16 protein-coding genes and 1 tRNA gene are annotated in these 16,247 nt (G+C 64.1%); 7 read left to right on the top strand and 10 right to left on the bottom strand.

Annotated features, from left to right (window positions below; translation table 11 throughout):
• Nucleotides 1-9: 9 nt before the first annotated feature.
• Together JV551A3_RS12170 and JV551A3_RS12165 are read left to right on the top strand one after the other, a co-directional pair.
• The gene (locus JV551A3_RS12170; RefSeq protein WP_013971927.1) at nucleotides 10-471 is read left to right on the top strand and encodes a response regulator; all 462 of its coding nucleotides are present in this window, start codon (nucleotides 10-12) and stop codon (nucleotides 469-471) included.
• Between the two features lie 13 nt (nucleotides 472-484).
• Nucleotides 485-2,872 (top strand): hybrid sensor histidine kinase/response regulator, encoded by a 2,388-nt coding sequence (locus tag JV551A3_RS12165; protein WP_133971039.1) that lies wholly within the window; start codon nucleotides 485-487, stop codon nucleotides 2,870-2,872.
• A 93-nt stretch (nucleotides 2,873-2,965) separates the two neighbouring features.
• On the opposite strand, the gene JV551A3_RS12160 is transcribed toward JV551A3_RS12165, so the two are convergent.
• Nucleotides 2,966-3,040, bottom strand: a tRNA-Gln gene (locus tag JV551A3_RS12160).
• Nucleotides 3,041-3,301: 261 nt separating this feature from the next.
• On the opposite strand from JV551A3_RS12160, the gene JV551A3_RS12155 reads away from it, so the two are divergent.
• On the top strand, nucleotides 3,302-3,544 hold the full coding sequence (locus JV551A3_RS12155; RefSeq protein ID WP_085624636.1) for a hypothetical protein: 243 nt from the start codon (nucleotides 3,302-3,304) through the stop codon (nucleotides 3,542-3,544).
• A 1-nt stretch (nucleotide 3,545) separates the two neighbouring features.
• Here JV551A3_RS12155 and JV551A3_RS12150 read toward each other — a convergent pair whose 3' ends face one another.
• On the bottom strand, nucleotides 3,546-3,971 hold the full coding sequence (locus JV551A3_RS12150; protein ID WP_133978726.1) for a DUF1810 domain-containing protein: 426 nt from the start codon (nucleotides 3,969-3,971) through the stop codon (nucleotides 3,546-3,548).
• Between the two features lie 168 nt (nucleotides 3,972-4,139).
• On the opposite strand from JV551A3_RS12150, the gene zapE reads away from it, so the two are divergent.
• Nucleotides 4,140-5,210, top strand: a complete 1,071-nt coding sequence (zapE, locus tag JV551A3_RS12145; RefSeq protein WP_133978724.1) for a cell division protein ZapE — start codon at nucleotides 4,140-4,142, stop codon at nucleotides 5,208-5,210.
• A 127-nt stretch (nucleotides 5,211-5,337) separates the two neighbouring features.
• Here zapE and JV551A3_RS12140 read toward each other — a convergent pair whose 3' ends face one another.
• Nucleotides 5,338-7,227 carry a propionyl-CoA synthetase gene (locus JV551A3_RS12140; protein ID WP_133978722.1) on the bottom strand — a complete coding sequence of 630 codons (1,890 nt, stop codon included), beginning with the start codon at nucleotides 7,225-7,227 and terminating at the stop codon, nucleotides 5,338-5,340.
• A gap of 180 nt (nucleotides 7,228-7,407) precedes the next feature.
• On the opposite strand from JV551A3_RS12140, the gene JV551A3_RS12135 reads away from it, so the two are divergent.
• Nucleotides 7,408-8,274, top strand: coding sequence for a LysR family transcriptional regulator (locus tag JV551A3_RS12135; RefSeq protein ID WP_112252341.1), 867 nt, complete (start codon nucleotides 7,408-7,410; stop codon nucleotides 8,272-8,274).
• Here JV551A3_RS12135 and JV551A3_RS12130 read toward each other — a convergent pair.
• The 5 genes from JV551A3_RS12130 to JV551A3_RS12105 form a co-directional block, all read right to left on the bottom strand.
• Nucleotides 8,248-9,402 carry an HPP family protein gene (locus JV551A3_RS12130; RefSeq protein WP_133971031.1) on the bottom strand — a complete coding sequence of 385 codons (1,155 nt, stop codon included), beginning with the start codon at nucleotides 9,400-9,402 and terminating at the stop codon, nucleotides 8,248-8,250. The two genes, JV551A3_RS12135 and JV551A3_RS12130, sit on opposite strands and share 27 nt — an antisense overlap.
• Nucleotides 9,403-9,743: 341 nt before the next feature.
• Nucleotides 9,744-11,063 carry an ATP-binding protein gene (locus tag JV551A3_RS12120; protein WP_133971029.1) on the bottom strand — a complete coding sequence of 440 codons (1,320 nt, stop codon included), beginning with the start codon at nucleotides 11,061-11,063 and terminating at the stop codon, nucleotides 9,744-9,746.
• Nucleotides 11,060-11,728 (bottom strand): response regulator transcription factor, encoded by a 669-nt coding sequence (locus JV551A3_RS12115; RefSeq protein WP_112252338.1) that lies wholly within the window; start codon nucleotides 11,726-11,728, stop codon nucleotides 11,060-11,062. Before JV551A3_RS12115 ends, JV551A3_RS12120 begins: the two co-directional genes overlap by 4 nt.
• A complete protein-coding gene (locus tag JV551A3_RS12110; RefSeq protein WP_133971027.1) occupies nucleotides 11,729-12,043 on the bottom strand; it encodes a PepSY domain-containing protein in 315 nt (104 codons plus the stop codon).
• Nucleotides 12,043-12,354 (bottom strand): PepSY domain-containing protein, encoded by a 312-nt coding sequence (locus JV551A3_RS12105; RefSeq protein WP_133971026.1) that lies wholly within the window; start codon nucleotides 12,352-12,354, stop codon nucleotides 12,043-12,045. The genes JV551A3_RS12110 and JV551A3_RS12105 overlap by 1 nt, the downstream gene beginning before the upstream one ends.
• A gap of 295 nt (nucleotides 12,355-12,649) precedes the next feature.
• Between JV551A3_RS12105 and JV551A3_RS12100 the strand changes: the two genes are divergently transcribed.
• Nucleotides 12,650-13,729 (top strand): patatin-like phospholipase domain-containing protein, encoded by a 1,080-nt coding sequence (locus JV551A3_RS12100; RefSeq protein WP_133971025.1) that lies wholly within the window; start codon nucleotides 12,650-12,652, stop codon nucleotides 13,727-13,729.
• A 53-nt stretch (nucleotides 13,730-13,782) separates the two neighbouring features.
• The gene (gene queD, locus JV551A3_RS12095; RefSeq protein WP_133971024.1) at nucleotides 13,783-14,139 is read left to right on the top strand and encodes a 6-carboxytetrahydropterin synthase QueD; all 357 of its coding nucleotides are present in this window, start codon (nucleotides 13,783-13,785) and stop codon (nucleotides 14,137-14,139) included.
• Between the two features lie 39 nt (nucleotides 14,140-14,178).
• Here queD and JV551A3_RS12090 read toward each other — a convergent pair whose 3' ends face one another.
• Both JV551A3_RS12090 and JV551A3_RS12085 read right to left on the bottom strand, forming a co-directional pair.
• A complete protein-coding gene (locus JV551A3_RS12090) occupies nucleotides 14,179-15,438 on the bottom strand; it encodes a hypothetical protein (protein WP_133971023.1) in 1,260 nt (419 codons plus the stop codon).
• A gap of 72 nt (nucleotides 15,439-15,510) precedes the next feature.
• Nucleotides 15,511-15,978 carry a DUF1289 domain-containing protein gene (locus tag JV551A3_RS12085; RefSeq protein WP_166674243.1) on the bottom strand — a complete coding sequence of 156 codons (468 nt, stop codon included), beginning with the start codon at nucleotides 15,976-15,978 and terminating at the stop codon, nucleotides 15,511-15,513.
• Nucleotides 15,979-16,247 lie beyond the last annotated feature (269 nt).

Here is a 16,247-nt window from a genome sequence, read left to right as displayed (position 1 = left end):
GCTACCATCATGCTCAAACCCATCCTTCTGGTCGAAGACAACCCACGGGACCTGGAGCTGACGCTCCTGGCGCTGGAGCGCAGCCAGTTGGCCAACGAGGTCATCGTGCTGCGCGACGGCGCCGAGGCACTTGACTACCTGCTAAGGCGCAATACCTATGCCGAACGTGACGATGGCAACCCCGCCGTGTTGCTGCTGGACCTGAAACTGCCAAAAGTCGACGGCCTGGAGGTGCTCAAGGAAGTGCGCGCCACCGCCGAGCTGCGCAGCATCCCGACGGTGATGCTGACGTCCTCGCGCGAGGAGCCTGACCTGCTGCGCGCCTACGAGCTGGGGGTGAACGCATACGTGGTCAAACCGGTGGAGTTCAAGGAATTCGTCGCCGCCATTTCCGACCTGGGGGTGTTCTGGGCGGTACTCAACGAACCGCCACCCGGCTCGCTGCGCCTGAACCGGCGTGGCAGCATCTGAGGTGCCCGCGACGATGCAGCCAACACCGCTGAAACTGCTGATGGTCGAAGACAATTCGATGGACGCCGAGCTGACCCTGATGCGCCTGGAACGCAGCGGGCTACAGGTGCAGGCGCAACTGGTGTTCGACCATGCCGGTGTAGAGCAGGCCCTGCGCGAAGCCCGCTACGACCTGATCCTGTGCGACTGCGTGCTGCCGGGCTCGTCCGGCACTGAAGTGCTGGCCATCGCCCAGCGCCTGGCACCGGACACGCCGTTCATCTTCCTGTCTGGCATCTACGGCGAAGAACATGCGGTGGAAATGATCCGCCTGGGCGCCACCGACTATGTACTGAAGAAGAACCTGCCGCTGCTGCCCAAGGCCGTACGCCGGGCCCTGACCGAAGTGCAAGAGCGCCAGCGCCGACGCCGCGCCGAAGAGGCCCTGGCCGACGTCGAGGCACGTGCGCGCATTGCCATCGACGCTGCCGGCATGGGCACCTGGGACATGCGCCCGCAAGAAGGCCTGTTGCTGTGGGATGACCGCTGCAAGACCCTGTTCGGCCTGCCCGCCGATACCGAAATGAGCCTCGAGGTGTTTTACGCCGGCATCTACCCCGACGACCTGGCGCAGGTGCGCGAAGCGGTGGAACACGCCATGTGCCCGGAAAGTGGCGGCCACTATCGGGTCGAATTCCGCATCGCCCAACCCGCTGGCCTGGAACCGCGCTGGTTGCTCAGCAGCGGCCAGAGTCAGTTCGTCAACGACCGGTGCGTGCGCTTTTCCGGGGTGTTGCAGGACATCCACACCCAGCGCCTGGCCAACCAGGCACTGCGCCAGCTCAACGAGATGCTGGGTGAAAGGGTAGAACGCCGCACCCGCGAACGCGACCGTGCCTGGGAACTGTCGCAAGACTTGCTGGCCGTGCTCAACAAGGACCTGACCCCCGTCGCGCTGAACCCCGCCTGGGAAGCGAGCCTGGGCTTGTCCCGCGAACGCCTGAGCCAATCGTCCTTGCTGCACCTGCTGCCCGAGCACGACCAGGAACTGCTGCTCACCGAGCTGGCCGCCCTCGCCCATGGCCGCACCAGCGCCCGCTTTGTCGGGCGCATCCTGGATGCCGGTGGCCAGCAACGCTGGTTGTCGTGGGTGGTGGTGCCGGAAGACACCCTGCTATACGTGGTGGCGCGCGACATCACCAGCGAGCGCGAGGCCGCCCTCGGCCTGGCCGAAGCCAACGCCCGCCTGCGCGAGCAGATCGCCGAACGCGAACGCATCGAGGCTGCGCTGCAGCAGATGCAGCGGCTGGAAGCGGTCGGCCAGCTGACTGCCGGTGTGGCTCACGATTTCAACAACCTGCTGACGGTCATCCTCACCGGCGCCAGCTTCCTCGAACGGGACCTGGCCAAAGCCGACCTGGAAAAGGCCCGTGCGCGGCTCAAGCATATTCGCGAAGCCGGCGAGCGTGGTGCCAAGCTGACCTCGCAGTTGCTGGCTTTTTCCCGCCGCCAGCGCCTGGAGCCGGTGGCACTGAACCTCAACCGCACCCTGTCCGGCCTGGAAGAGTTGCTGCGCCGCACCTTGGGCGGCAACGTCTCGGTGCGGCTGGACCTGGAACCAACCCTGTGGCAGGCACTGACCGACCCGACCCAGACCGAAATGATCATTCTCAACCTGGCGATCAATGCCCGCGATGCAATGCCCGACGGCGGCCAGCTGACGCTGTCGACCCGCAACACCCGGATCGACGCCCGCCCGCAGCGTCCGGAAGACCCGGACCCCGGCGAATATGTGATGCTGAGCATCCGCGATACCGGCTGCGGCATGAGCGAAGAGGTGCTGGCCAAGGTGTTCGAGCCGTTCTTCACCACCAAGGATATCGGCAAGGGCTCCGGCCTGGGCCTGGCCCAGGTATTCGGCTTCGCCAAACAGTCCGGGGGTGGCGTGCGCATCGACACCACGCTTGGGCGTGGCACGCAGGTGGCCGTGTACCTGCCGGCAGTCAAGGGTGAAGCCGTCAGCGAACCGCTGCCATCGCTGCTCAGCCACTCAACAAGCGAAAGCGGCCATAACCGCACCGTGCTGCTGGTGGATGACGACCATCTGGTACGCGACATGCTCGGTGATGTGTTGCGCCAGTACGGCTATCAGGTGCGCCAGGCGCACAGTGGCGAACAGGCCTTGGCCTTGCTGGATGAGCAGATCGACCTGCTGCTGAGCGATTTCGCCATGCCCGAGTTCAATGGTGCACAACTGGCTCTGGCGGCACGCGAGCGATACCCGCACCTGCCGGTGGTACTTCTTACCGGTTATGCGGAGTTGCAGGGGCTGGAATTGCCGGGCAGCCTGGTGATCCAGAAGCCGGTACAGGCCGATGAACTGGCCCGCTTGCTGAACGAGATGCTTGGAACTGCCAGGTGACCTGACAGAGCCCTCGGAAAAACGTGCGGAAACGACAAAGCCCAGCGCTTGTCTTTCCAAGCACCGGACCGAGATACGTTTTAAGCAGGAAAATGGCAGGGGCGGCTGGATTCGAACCAACGCATGGCAGGATCAAAACCTGCTGCCTTACCGCTTGGCGACGCCCCTGTATCGGATGCAGCGTTAGCTGCTCTGACAATTCCAACTGAGTGACAACTGGGTTGTTGTCTTGGAATGCGCGGCACTTTAACAACAAACTTTCGGTCTGTGAACCCCCTGATGAAAAAAAATTACCAAAAAACAGCGAGTTAGTCATTTTCACCTTTCAGGCGGCGACCATCCGTCGCTTTCCCCCCGCCTCGCTTCAACACAATCGCATTCCTCCCTTCCAATCAGATGAGGCAACTGCATTGACCATGGAGGACTCCCATGCCTGTTTCGCACGATCTTTACCAGGACCTGCACTACCCGCGTGAAATCGTCCAGCAACGCCGCCAGCAGGACAAGGCGCTGGACCGGCTGCTCGACGAGTACATGGACATCGACAACCAGGTGCTTGCTGCCGAGTCGATCTCGGCTGGCAATTTCGAGGACGAAGACCTTCGTCACCTCAAGGAACGCCGCCTGGCCGTGAAGTACATGATCGAGCGCCAACTGGAGCGCAAGGCCTGAGCTAACCCGGCAACCTGGCCAGGGTCAGGGCGTCTGGCTCACCGTCGTAGAACTGCACCAGTGCCGCTTGGAACAACGGGTTGCCGGGCGCTGCCTGGGCGAACAGGGTCAGGCACGAGCGCAGCTTGAGGTGGTCGGGGCTGCCGAGCATTTCACGGGCGCTCTTGTCGCGGTGCTGCAGCAGCGCAGTCACGCAGGCTTGCAGGCGCGGGCCAAGCAGCGGATGGGCCAGGTAGGCACGGGCCTCCTCGATACCGGCCAGCGCATAGCGTTCGGCCATGGCGCTGTGGCCCAGGCCATCGAGCTGCGGGAATACGTACCACATCCAGTGGCTGCGCTTGCGCCCGGCCTGCAGTTCCTGCATCACCTGGTCATACATAGGGTTCTGCGCCTCGACGAAACGTTGCAGATCAACGTCGGCATGCATGCTCGCCCCCTCCTCGCTCTGGTTCAGCCTTTACTGTACGCCTGCATGGCAAACCTATCTCGTCAGGCGATCAATGCCGCACATTTTCTGTATTAGTCAAAACGGCCGCTGTCGGGCAAGCTGCACGCTACCCCGTCACGCTACCCCTTCACCCAAGGAGCTTTGCTTTTGCCTGCCTGGATCCCCACCCCGCTACGCCAGCTTGGCCAGCGCCTGCTCGGCGCCGCCGCCAACCAGAGTGAACTGCTCGGCTGGTTCGAGGACAAGGCGCACAGCCGCGGCTACCAGCTTAGCGACGGCCAACGCCGGGTGATCCACTGCATGGCCGAACAACTGGCGCAGCTCGAACAAGGCCAGCCGCGCAGTCTGTACCTGTACGGCTCGGTGGGCCGCGGCAAGAGCTGGCTGCTCGATGGCTTTTTCCAGGCCGTACCGGTGCAGGCCAAGCGGCGCCTGCACTTCCATGACTTCTTTGCCCGCCTGCACCAGGGCATGCACCGCCACCGGGCGCTGGACGACGCATTGGGCGCGGCCCTCGACGAGCTGGTGGGAGATTGTCGGGTGCTGTGCTTCGACGAGTTCCATGTGCACGACATTGGCGATGCCATGTTGCTCACCCGCTTGTTCAATGCTCTGTTCGCCCGTGGCGTGTTCTTGCTGGTGACCTCCAACTATGCGCCCGAAGGGTTGCTGCCCAATCCGCTGTACCACGAGCGCTTCCTGCCGGTGATCCGCCTGATCAACAGCTCGATGACAGTGCTCGAAGTGGGTGGTGACACCGATTTCCGCAGCCTCCCGGCCAACCGCGAGCATCAGCGCTTTACCCGGGGCCACTATGTATGGCCGGGGAATGCGGCGCAGCGCCAGGCACTCAAGGTGCCGGATGAACAGCCGGTGATGCTGGAAGTGAACAAGCGCCCGCTGCGCGCACTGGCCGTCGATGGCCGGCGGGTGATGCTGGGCTTTGACGACCTGTGTGAAAAGGCCACGGCAGTGATCGACTACTTGGTGCTGGCCGGGCAGTACGATGAGTGGATCATCGATGGGCTGGATGACTTGTCGGAATGTTCGCTGGCAGCGCAGCAGCGCTTCGTCAACCTGGTGGATGTACTGTATGACCAGGACCGGCAGGTGCTGGTGATCGGCAAGCGTCCGCTGGAAGAAAGCCTGGGTGGGCCGCTTGCCGACCTGATGCGTACTCGCAGCCGGCTGGGGCAGTTGCATCAGATAGTCCCCTAGAACTGCATTGGCTGGGCCGGCCTCTTCGCGGGTAAACCCGCTCCCACAGATGCTGCGCAGTTTTCAAGTCCTGCGACATCCCTGTGGGAGCGGGCATGCCCGCGAAGAGGCCAGCAAAGTCAAAACATCAACCCGCCCTGGGCAAATCCGCCAGCACCACCTCGATCTCGCCCAGCACCGCCGGGTCATCCAGGGTCGAAGGCGGCACATAGTCCTGCCCATCGGCAATCTTGCGCAGCACCGCCCGCAGAATCTTCCCCGAGCGGGTCTTGGGCAAGCGCTTGACCAGGCGCACCCGGTTGAAGCAGGCCAACGGACCAATCTCCTCACGCACGCTGCCCACCAGCTCCACCAGCAGCTGAGCCTCGGCAATGCCCTCGCCGTCCTTGAGCACCACCAGCGCCAACGGCACCTGCCCCTTGATCTCGTCATGCACGCCAATCACCGCGCACTCGGCCACCGCCGGGTGGCGCGCCACCAGGTCCTCCATCTCGCCGGTGGACAACCGGTGCCCGGACACGTTGATGACGTCATCGGTGCGCCCCATGATGTAGACGAAACCGTCATCGTCAAGGTAGCCACCATCGCCAGTGTGGTAATACCCCGGGTAGGTGCGCAGGTAAGCCTGCAGGTAACGCTCGTGGTCGCCCCACAGCGTCTGGCTGCACCCGGGCGGCAATGGCAGAGCGATGACGATCGAGCCCTGGTGGTTCGGCCCCAGCAGGTGCCCCTCGTCATCCAGCACGCGCACGTGATAGCCCGGCACCGCCCGGTTGCTCGACCCCGGCTTCGCCGCGCTGCCTTCCAGCCCCACACAGGGCGCGGTGACTGGCCAGCCGGTCTCGGTCTGCCACCAATGGTCGTGCACCGGCTTTCCACTGACCCGTTCCAGCCATTCGTGGGTGCTGGAATCGAGTTTTTCCCCGGCCAGGAACAGCTGGCGCAACGAGCTCAGGTCATGCTTGCGGATCAGCTCGCCCTCCGGGTCTTCCTTGCGAATGGCACGCATGGCGGTGGGTGCGCAGAACAGCGCGTTGACCTTGTATTGCTCCACGACCCGCCAGTAGGCCGAGGCGTCCGGGGTGCGGATCGGCTTGCCTTCGTAGAACACCGTGGTGCAGCCGCTCATCAACGGCCCGTAAACGATCAGCGAATGGCCAACCACCCAGCCAACGTCAGAAATGCCCCACCATACATCGCCGGCCTGCATGCCGTAGATATGGCGCATGGCATAGCACAGCGCCACGGCATTGCCGCCGTTTTCCCGCACGATGCCCTTGGGTTTGCCGGTGGTGCCCGAGGTGTACATGATGTACAGCGGGTCGCCCGCATCCAGCTCGACCGGGGCCACAGGTTCGACGCCGGTCAATGCCGCCTGCCAGTCCAGGTCGCGGCCCGCCTGCAGTTCGGCACGCGCCTGCGGGCGCTGCAGCACCAGCACGTTGCGCGGCTGGTGCCGGGCCAGTTGCAGGGCGCGGTCTACCAGCGGCTTGTATTCGATCACCCGGTCGAATTCCAGCCCGCACGATGCCGTCAGCAGCAGCGCCGGCCGGGCATCGTCGATGCGCAGGGCCAGCTCGTTGGCGGCAAAACCACCAAACACCACCGAGTGCACCGCGCCAATCCGTGCGCAGGCCAGCATGGCCATGGCCGCCTGCGGCACCATCGGCATGTAGATGATCACGCCATCGCCCTTGTTCACCCCCAGCTGGCGCAGCAAGCCGGCCAGGCGCGCCACCTCGTCACGCAATTGGTGGTAGGTGTAGGCCTGCTGCACGCCGGTCACCGGCGAATCGTAGATCAGCGCCAACTGCTCGCCACGGCCCTGCTCGATCTGGTGATCGAGGGCCAGGTAGCAGCTGTTCAGGCGGCCATCGGCGAACCAGCGGTGGGTGCCGTCGGCGTTGTCTTGCAGGGTGAGGGCAGGCTTGCGGTGCCAGGCCAGGTGCGCGGCCTGTTCCGCCCAGAAAGCGGCAGGGTCGGAAATGGAATGGGCGTAGCTGTGCTGGTAGCTCATATCGAAGGGAACCCGGTACTTGTTGTTATTGAAGGGCGAAACTTGAGTATGGACCGCTACGCCCGCGCCGCCATGGGACTAAAGTCACAACCGACCTGCAAATTTGCAGACAACGCAAAAACGCCCCACAACGGTGCAAAGCCTCTAGAATAGGCCACCCCTTCCGCCACCGAGCAGCTCATGGACATCGATCAGGCCCGTACCTTTCTGGAAATCGTGCGTTGCGGCAGCCTGGTCGCCGCCGCCGAACGCCTGTTCGTGTCACAGACAGCGATCACCGCGCGGGTGCAGCGCCTGGAGCAGCAACTGGGCTGCCAGCTGTTCGTGCGCAGCCGCAACGGTGCCAGCCTGACCAGCGACGGCGAAGCGTTCGTCAGTTATGCCAACCAGCTGGTGCAAACCTGGGAGGCGGCGCGCCGCGACCTGCCGCTGCCCGAAGGCTGCCAGCAGGTGCTGCACGTGGGTGGTGAAGTAAGCCTGGGCAACCCGATGATGCTCGACTGGGTCAGCGCCCTGCACCGCGAGCTGCCCAGCCATGCCATCCGCAGCGAGGTGAGCGATGGCGAATCGCTGCTGCGCAAGGTCGAGATGGGGCTGCTGGATGCCGCGCTGGTCTATCAACCTACCTATGGCCCGGGCCTGCAGGTGGAGCAGTTGATGGAGGAGAAGCTGATCCGTGTGCGGCGGGTCGACCAGCCGGACCCGTACATCTATATCGACTGGGGCGAGGCCTTCCGGCGCCAGCACGATGCCGCCCTGCCCGACTGCGCGCGCCCGGCGCTCAGCTTCAACCTGGGCCCGCTGGCCTTGCAGTTCATACTCGACCAGGGCGGCAGTGGCTACTTCCGCACGCGGGTGGTGCAGGCCTATCTGGACAGTGGTGTGTTCGAGCGGGTACCGCAGGCGCCGGAGTTCACCTACCCGACCTTCCTGGTGTACCCGCGCAAACGCGACAGCGAAGCCCTGCAACAGGCTTTTGCGATCCTGCGCCGGCTGGTGGCCGCTGGCGCCAGCGACTGGTCACAACGCTGGGACCCGGTTATCTGAAGCCTCGGCCTTGCTGAGCAGCTGGCGCTTGAGGCCGGCGATCAGGTCGGTCTGGGTGATCACCCCTACCAACTGGTCGCCATCGAGCACCGGCAGGCAATGCAGGCCCTGTTCGCACAGCAATGGCAGCAAACGCTCCAGCGGGTGCTGGCTGCTGACGCTTATTACCCGGCGGCTCATCACCTGCTCCATGCGCACCGCCTTGCGGCCGAACAACCCGCGCCAACTGAAGTGGCCACGCTGCATGGCCGGGCCGACCAGGTCGCTGAGGCTGACAATGCCCACCAGCTTGCCCTGCTGCAGCACCGGCAGGGTTTTCAGGTGGTGGCTGGTCAGCAGTTTCCAGGCCTGCTCCAGAGTGGTGTCGGGCGTGGCGAACTGCACGTCGCGGGACATGACCGAGGCCGCGGTGATGCCGCCGAGGCTGCGCTGCAGGGCGTGTTGCTCGGTGGCCAGGATGATGCGCTCCAGTTCGTCACGGGTGACGTCGACGAACTCGCCCAGTTCCTCCAGGGCCTGGTCCAGGTCTTCTCCGCGAATGCCGACCCGTTCGCTGGGCAGCGGGTCATGGGTGTGGTGCAGGTCCTTGCGCGGCACCGCGCCTTTCGGGTAACGCACGCCGGTGAGGCGGTTGTAGAAGATCGCCACAGTTACCAGAATCAGCGCGTTGAGCAGCACCGGCTCCAGCAGGTGGTCGCCCATGGCGCTCAGCCCCGGGTCGGCCAGTACTGCGCTTACCGCCACCCCACCACCGGGTGGATGCAGGCAGCGCAGCAGGCACATCACCAGGATCGAGATACCCAGGGCGGCAGCAGCCACCCACAGCTCCGGGCCGAAGCCCTGGCGCATGGCCAGGCCGACCGCACCGGCCAAGGCATAGCTGCCCAATACCGGCCAGGGCTGGGCCAGCGGGCCGGAGTGCACGGCGAACACCAGCACGGCCGATGCCGCAAGCGGGCCGAGCAGGTGCAAGGCAATGCTGGGGCCATAGGCCATGCTGGTCAGCCAGCCGGCTAGGAACAGGCCGAACAACGCGCCGATACCGGCACGCAACCATTCTTTGGGGGGAATATTCAAAGGCGCTGGCAACAGCCGCTGCAGACGACTTTCGGAACGCGAGGCAGACATGTAAGTAATCGAGATCTTTGGTTTTTTTGATTAAAAAGAAAGCCCTGCCGAGGTGGCCTGGGCCTCGTATTGCGAGTGCAATATCACAAGGGGCTCCGTCCATGGAGAGATGGAAACCGCAGGGTTTCGTGGGGGAATTTTGCCGGGTGGGGTGAGATTGGGCTAATTCAAAAAAATGCGGCTGTACTGCAATTTTTTTGCAGTGGTGATATGGCCAGCAAGTTCCTCAAGCGGGCCGCGCAACTTGTGGGAGCGGGTTCACCCGCGAAGAATGCGACACGGTGCATGGCACCGGCTTCGCCGGTGTTCGCGGGTAAACCCGCTCCCACAGGGACCCGGTATTACCGAGCCTTGCGCGGCAGGTCGATGCTCACCCGCAAGCCACCCAGGGGGCTATCCAGCAGTGCCAGGCGCCCGCCCCAGGCCTCGACGATATCGCGCACTATGCCCAACCCCAGGCCATGCCCTGCCACCTGCTCGTCCAGCCGCGAACCACGCTCCAGTACCTGTTGCCGCTGGCCCTCGGGGATACCGGGGCCATCATCATCGACCCACACCTGGTAGCCCTCGGCATTCGCCGCGATACCCAGCCGCACTTCGCTGTCGGCCCACTTGCAGGCGTTGTCCAGCAAGTTGCCGAGCAGCTCCAGGAAGTCCTCGCGGTCCCACGGCAGCAGCAGCCCGGGCGGCACATCCCTGGCCAGCAGCAGGCCCTCGCCATGAATCATGCCCAATGTCCCCAGCAACCCCGGCAGTTCGACGTCGCAGTCGAACTGCGCCCCCGGCAGCGCATCCCCCGCCAGGCGCGCACGGTTCAGCTCACGCGCCAGGCGTTGCTGAATCTGCTCCAGCTGCTCGCGCATCTGCGTGCGAACATCCGGCAGGTCCTTCAGGCGCTCGCTGGAGGCCAGGCTCAGCAACACCGCCAACGGCGTCTTCAGTGCATGGCCCAGGTTGCCCAAGGCATTGCGCGAGCGGCGCAGGCTGTCTTCGGTATGGCTCAGCAAGTGGTTGATCTGTCCCACCAGCGGCGCCAGTTCGCTGGGCACTTCGGCATCCAGTTGCGAGCGCTGGCCCTGCTGCAACTGGGCGATCTGCTGGCGTGCCCGCTCCAGTGGCCGCAACGAACGGGTCACAGTGATGCGCTGCAGCACCAGCACCAGGATCAGCGCCACCAGGCCCATGCCCAGGCCGATCTGCTGCAGGCGCCGAAAACCTTCGCGCACCGGCGAATAATCCTGTGCCACGCTGATCGAGATGTCCTGGCCCAGGCGCCGGTAGTCGGCACGCAGGGCAAGCAGTTGCTGGCCTTCCGGGCCGAGTTCGTGGCTGTCGGAAAGCCCCGGCGCAGCAGGCTTGGGCATGTCCAGATCCCACAGCGAACGGGAACGCCAGGTGCCTTTATCGAAATCGATGCGGAAGTAATAGCCAGAAAACGGCCGCTGGTAGGCAGCCGAGATACGCCGCTCATCCAGTTGCAGGCCCGAGGGCCCGCGCACCAGGGCCACCAGCAGGTTTTCGCTTTCCTTGCGCAGGCCGTTCTCCAGATAGCGCTGCAGGCCGACCTCGAACAACCACAGGGTCAGTTGCGCCAGCACCAGGCCGACTACCACCAGCACCGCCACCAGGCCCAGGCTCAGGCGTGCCTGGATCGACTTCACGCAGCGCTCCCGGCATAGATGTAGCCTTGCCCGCGGCGGGTCTCGATGACGCTGCGACCCAGCTTGCGCCGCAAGTGGTTGACGTGCACTTCCAGCACGTTGGAGTCGCGCTCGGTTTCACCGTCGTAGAGGTGTTCGGCCAGGTGGCTCTTGGACAGGATCTGCTGCGGATGCAGCATGAAATAGCGCAGCAGGCGGAACTCGGCGGCGGTCAGCTGGATGTCCACACCGTCACGGCTCACGCACTGGCGGCTTTCGTCAAGGTGCAGGCCGGCCGCTTCCAGCGTCGGCTGGTTGGCCAGGCCACGGGCACGGCGCAACAACGCCTGAATGCGCAACTGCAGTTCTTCGGGGTGGAAGGGTTTGCTCAGGTAGTCATCGGCCCCCGCCTTCAACCCTTCGATACGCTCGGCCCACGAGCCACGGGCAGTAAGGATCAGCACCGGCGTGGCAAGGCCGGCGGCCCGCCACTGGGCCAGTACCTCCAGGCCCGGCAGGCCCGGCAGGCCAAGGTCCAGGATGATCAGGTCGTAGGGTTCGCTCTGGCCCTGGTACACCGCGTCGCGGCCGTCGGCCAGCCAGTCCACGGCGTAGCCCTGGCGCTGCAGGGCGGCGGTCAGTTCATCGGCCAGCGGTACATTGTCCTCGACAAGCAACAGGCGCATTCAGTCGTCTTCCTCGTCTTTGAGCAGGGCACCGCTGCTGGCGTCGAGCTTGATCTCGCGCACCACGCCTTCAGCCGTCAGCAACTCGACTTCGTATTCGTAGCGATTGTCGTCTTCTTCCAGCTCGGCCTCCAGCAGGCGCGCCCCGGGGTGACGCCCCAGGGCGGTTTCCAGCAGATGCTCGAGCGGCAGGATGACGCCCTTCTGGCGTAGTTCCAGGGCCTCGTCCTGGTCGAGGTCGCGGGCAACGGCCAGGGAACACACGGCCAGCAGCGCCAGCGCGAGGTAGCGCGCCGGCCGCAGTAGGTGGATCATCAGTTGTCCCGCTCGTCCTTCAGCACTTCACCGGTCTTGGCGTCCAGCGCCACGTCCCATTCGACGTTCTGCGTGTCGCGCAGCTCGACCTTGTAGACATAACGGCCGTACTCGTCTTCAAGCTCCGAGTCGGTGACGGTGGCACCCGGGTGCTTGGCCACGGCGGCGGCCTTGAGCTCGTCCAGCGACTTGACGGTCTTGGCATTGACCAGCTTGACCACTTCGTCGGGCTGCACATCCTTGGCGATGGCGGAATGGGCGCCCAAGGCAAGGGCGGCGGCTACGGTGAACAGGGCAGTCATGTGTTTCATCGTTCTTCTCTCCTGAGAACTGTGCAAGTTGTCTACGGGGTTAAGATTAACCACCGGTCCTTAATTCAACCTGAAAACAACTGGCGGCATGATAGCGCAGCTCCCACAGGTTCATCACAGCCTTAGGCAATGGCGCAAATACCTGTAGGAGCAGCCTTGTGCTGCGAATGGGCCGGTAGGGCAACCGATTTTCTTCGCCAGTAATTGCCTCTTCGCAGCACAAGGCTGCTCCTACAGGCCCTGTGCGTGCTTGGAACCCTTTACCATGACTCGCCTGCCGCCGAAGAGACCCGCCATGAGCGCCATTCACATCAAATACCCCGCCCTCACCTTCAAGGCCGGCCAACGTGCCCTGCGGCAGGTCCGCGAGCGCGGCCTGCAGGCAGCCGATGTCGGTGTGCTGCCGGGTGCGGCCGGTGGGCCGAAGCCGCTGGGCATCCAGGGCCTGGACCTGGCGCTGTTCGGTGAGTGGCTGCCGTCGGCACCACGCCAGCGTGCGTTGATCGGAGCCTCGATCGGCGCCTGGCGCTTCGCCAGTGCCTGCCTCGACGACCCGGTCGCAGGCATCCGTCGCCTTGGCGAACTGTACACCGAGCAGGATTTCGCCAAAGGCGTCACCCCGGCCGAAATCAGCCGCAGCTGCCAGCACATGCTCGATGACCTGCTGCAAGGGCGCGACGGCCAGCTGCTGGCCAACCCGCACTATCGCCTGAACATCCTGGTGGTGAAGAGCCATGGCCAGCTCGCCCACGACCATCGCGGCCGCCTGGGCCTCGGCCTGGGCTCGGTGATCGCCAGCAACCTGCTAGGCCGTTCGCGCCTGGCTCGGCACTTCGAGCGCATCATCCTGCACGACGGCCGCGCCACGCCGCCGCTCGATGCACTGACCGACTTCCCCTCGCGCTGCCTGCCGCTGGACCTGGCCAACCTGCGCCATGCCCTGCTCGCCTCGGGTTCCATCCCAATGGTCATGACAGGTGTGAAAGACATCCCCGGCGCAGGTACGGGTACCTACCGCGACGGCGGCCTGCTCGACTACCACCTCGACCTGCCCTACCGCGGCGACGACCTGGTGCTGTACCCGCATTTCACCGACAAGGTGGTGCCAGGCTGGTTCGACAAGGCACTGCCCTGGCGCAGGGGCGATGCCACACGCCTGCAGAACGTGCTGTTGATGACGCCTTCGCCGCAGTACCTGGCGGCCCTGCCCTACGGCAAGCTGCCCGATCGCAACGATTTCAAGCGCTTCATGGGTGATGCACCAAGCCGTAAACGCTACTGGTACAAGGCCATTGCCGAGAGCCAGCGGCTGGGCGACGAGCTGCTGGAGCTGATCGCCACCGGGCGGTTGCATGAACGCCTGCAAGCCTTGTAGCGGCCATGCTGGTAGACTGCGCGCATTATCGATTCACACAGAGTCATGCCAGCGTGGAAATTTTCAAAGAGTTCACATTCGAATCGGCACACCGCCTGCCCAACGTCCCTGCCGGACACAAATGCGGCCGCCTGCACGGCCACTCGTTCAAGGTCGGCCTGCACCTGACCGGCCCGCTCGACCCGCATACCGGCTGGATCCGCGATTTCGCCGAGGTCAAGGCGATCTTCAAGCCGATCTACGAGCAGCTGGACCACAACTACCTGAACGATATCCCGGGCCTGGAAAACCCAACCAGCGAAGTGATCGCCAAGTGGATCTGGGACCAGGTCAAGCCGCTGATGCCTGAGCTGTCGAAGGTGCGCATCCACGAGACCTGCACCAGTGGCTGCGAGTACAGCGGCGACTGAGCCCCGGCAAGGGCGCTGTACCAGCGCCCTTGTGCTTCCCTAGAACCTGGCCGACGTTTCCACCACCTGCACAGTCAGCGATCCTTCTGCACCCAACGTCTCGGTACCCAGCCTGCGTTCGCTGCGATCTGCCAGCTTAACGACTCGGCCATTGCTGTGCCTGAGTTTCACGTTGGCCACTGTTGCCCCCGCCTGCAAGGCAACCGGGTCCAAGCCGTCCAGATGCCAGAGGAAATCCGCCTCCGCACGGTCCGACGCCCAACGCCGGGCCAGGCTCATGGTCCAGCCCTGCTGTTTGCGCAGGGTGAAATTCAGGCGCCGGCCACGTTGGTCAAGCGGCCAGATCTCATAGGCATACACCCCGTTATCGACGTAGGCGGCAAACCAGAAACGCTCGCATGCCGGACGGGTTTCATCGTCGCCCCAACGCATGCCCAAGGCATCTGTCTGCTCCACGCTCAACTTTGCCCTTGGGTGCCACTCCACGCCTTCGTCAAAACGCGCTGCAACCAAACCCGACACGCCATCCGCCTCGCCGGGCCGGGCGACTGGCGTCTCATCCGGCCGCCACCACGCGCGGGCGATGAAACTGTGCTCTGGTTTGAACACATAGCGGCTGCCCACACGCTGCAGGCCCGCCCCCCAGGCGACCTCACGTGCTTCATGGGCGTAATCCAGGACTTCCAGAGCCATCAGGCCTGGCTGGCCCGCCAGCGTGTTTATCAGCCACGCCCCCGACCTTTCATAGCGCCTGGCCCGTTGCCCGGCGGCATTGAACAGAAACACGTTGCATAACCGCGCCCCGCGCTGGAAATCCTTATGGTTGATGCCTTCCAGGTTCCACAGGTGCACCGGGTCGGTCAAACGCTGGCGCCCGGCCGCCGCTTCGGCCTGGTCCTTGATGCCCGCATAGCCTGACAACGCCCCGGGGTTACTGTGGACGATCCGGTTCAGCGGTTTCCAGTTTCTGTCATAAGGCCGCATTTCATAGCGCAACGTAGCCCCGGTCCGGTCCGAACCACTGATATAGGCGCCAAACCAGAACAGCTCGCCGTAAACATGACCAGGCCTGGTGAAGTCCTCTGCCTCCAGTCGCAATGGCCCGGAGCCTTCCGGTTCGGCCCGCAGGTACCGGTACCAGTCGTCGTTGTGAAACCCGGCCCCGCCATGATGCAGCCACATGGGGGCGAGCTTGGCGGTCGAAGCGTCCCACTGGTCGGGACGCAGGAGCTCATCGGTCAGCTGCCACCAGCAGCGGGCCAGAAAGGAGAATTCCGGGTGGTAGACATAGTCGGTCATGGGACGCTTCCTGAACAGGAGAAACGCCGGACACTACGCGAGCAAAGCCAACCAAGATCAGCGGGAAACTGCCTACTCCAAAGCCTGTTGCAGGAACGCCGGGGCGATATAGCGCTGGTAGTGCGCCTCTGAAAGCAGGAAGAACTCGCGGTCGATGGCATCGCGCAGTTGTGGCAGCTCCCATTCGCGGAATTCGGGGAGCAGCACCATGCCGTAGGCCTCCAGGTCGCGGATCATCCGCGCCCCGCGGGCAATCAGCTGGTACGCCCAGCAATACTCCGATTGCTGCTCGACAAAGCGGATGGAGCGCTGCTCCAGTTGCTGGCGCAGCAAGCCTTTGTCGAACACTTCCAGCTTGGCCATCATCACCTGCACCAGCAACTGCTCCAGGCGCAGCCACACCGCGCGCTTCTGCGCATCGTCGTAGCCGTTCCAGTTGATCACTTCGTGGTGGAAACGCTTGCAGCCACGGCACACCGTGTCTCCGTACACCGTGGAGCACAGGCCGACGCAAGGGGTCTTGATGGACTTGTTGGACATGAAAAACAACAGCTTGGCGGTGGAACACGGGCTCATGTTAGCCCTTTGTCTAACCAGGGTCACTCGTTAAAGTCATCATCGCCGCCTTACTTTCGGGCTTTTTTTGCCGTAGAATCATCCGGCCTTTTCAAAGGCAACAATGTCCGTTGGAAGCTGTTTTCAAAGCGTCACGAGCACAGTTCATCCGGTAGAACGGCGTTGGCCCGGGCCATGCAACCCTCGCATGCCCGTGCCAGCCCTCATCAGCTCCCCGTTCTGCTGGCGTAAAA

The sequence above is a fragment of the Pseudomonas inefficax genome (assembly GCF_900277125.1).
Lineage (GTDB): Bacteria > Pseudomonadota > Gammaproteobacteria > Pseudomonadales > Pseudomonadaceae > Aquipseudomonas > Aquipseudomonas inefficax.
Note: the sequence above shows the minus strand (reverse complement) of the source record. Positions and strands in the feature narration are given on the sequence as shown.

What these genes read in the sequence shown, in the direction of transcription:
- JV551A3_RS12170 (WP_013971927.1), top strand. Translation starts at nt 10, where the DNA reads ATGCTCAAACCCATCCTTCTGGTCGAAGACAACCCACGGGACCTGGAG.
- JV551A3_RS12165 (WP_133971039.1), top strand. Translation starts at nt 485, where the DNA reads ATGCAGCCAACACCGCTGAAACTGCTGATGGTCGAAGACAATTCGATG.
- JV551A3_RS12155 (WP_085624636.1), top strand. Translation starts at nt 3,302, where the DNA reads ATGCCTGTTTCGCACGATCTTTACCAGGACCTGCACTACCCGCGTGAA.
- JV551A3_RS12150 (WP_133978726.1), bottom strand. Translation starts at nt 3,971, where the DNA reads ATGCATGCCGACGTTGATCTGCAACGTTTCGTCGAGGCGCAGAACCCT.
- JV551A3_RS12140 (WP_133978722.1), bottom strand. Translation starts at nt 7,227, where the DNA reads ATGAGCTACCAGCACAGCTACGCCCATTCCATTTCCGACCCTGCCGCT.
- JV551A3_RS12135 (WP_112252341.1), top strand. Translation starts at nt 7,408, where the DNA reads ATGGACATCGATCAGGCCCGTACCTTTCTGGAAATCGTGCGTTGCGGC.
- JV551A3_RS12130 (WP_133971031.1), bottom strand. Translation starts at nt 9,402, where the DNA reads ATGTCTGCCTCGCGTTCCGAAAGTCGTCTGCAGCGGCTGTTGCCAGCG.
- JV551A3_RS12115 (WP_112252338.1), bottom strand. Translation starts at nt 11,728, where the DNA reads ATGCGCCTGTTGCTTGTCGAGGACAATGTACCGCTGGCCGATGAACTG.
- JV551A3_RS12110 (WP_133971027.1), bottom strand. Translation starts at nt 12,043, where the DNA reads ATGATCCACCTACTGCGGCCGGCGCGCTACCTCGCGCTGGCGCTGCTG.
- JV551A3_RS12105 (WP_133971026.1), bottom strand. Translation starts at nt 12,354, where the DNA reads ATGAAACACATGACTGCCCTGTTCACCGTAGCCGCCGCCCTTGCCTTG.
- JV551A3_RS12100 (WP_133971025.1), top strand. Translation starts at nt 12,650, where the DNA reads ATGAGCGCCATTCACATCAAATACCCCGCCCTCACCTTCAAGGCCGGC.
- JV551A3_RS12090 (WP_133971023.1), bottom strand. Translation starts at nt 15,438, where the DNA reads ATGACCGACTATGTCTACCACCCGGAATTCTCCTTTCTGGCCCGCTGC.
- JV551A3_RS12085 (WP_166674243.1), bottom strand. Translation starts at nt 15,978, where the DNA reads ATGTCCAACAAGTCCATCAAGACCCCTTGCGTCGGCCTGTGCTCCACG.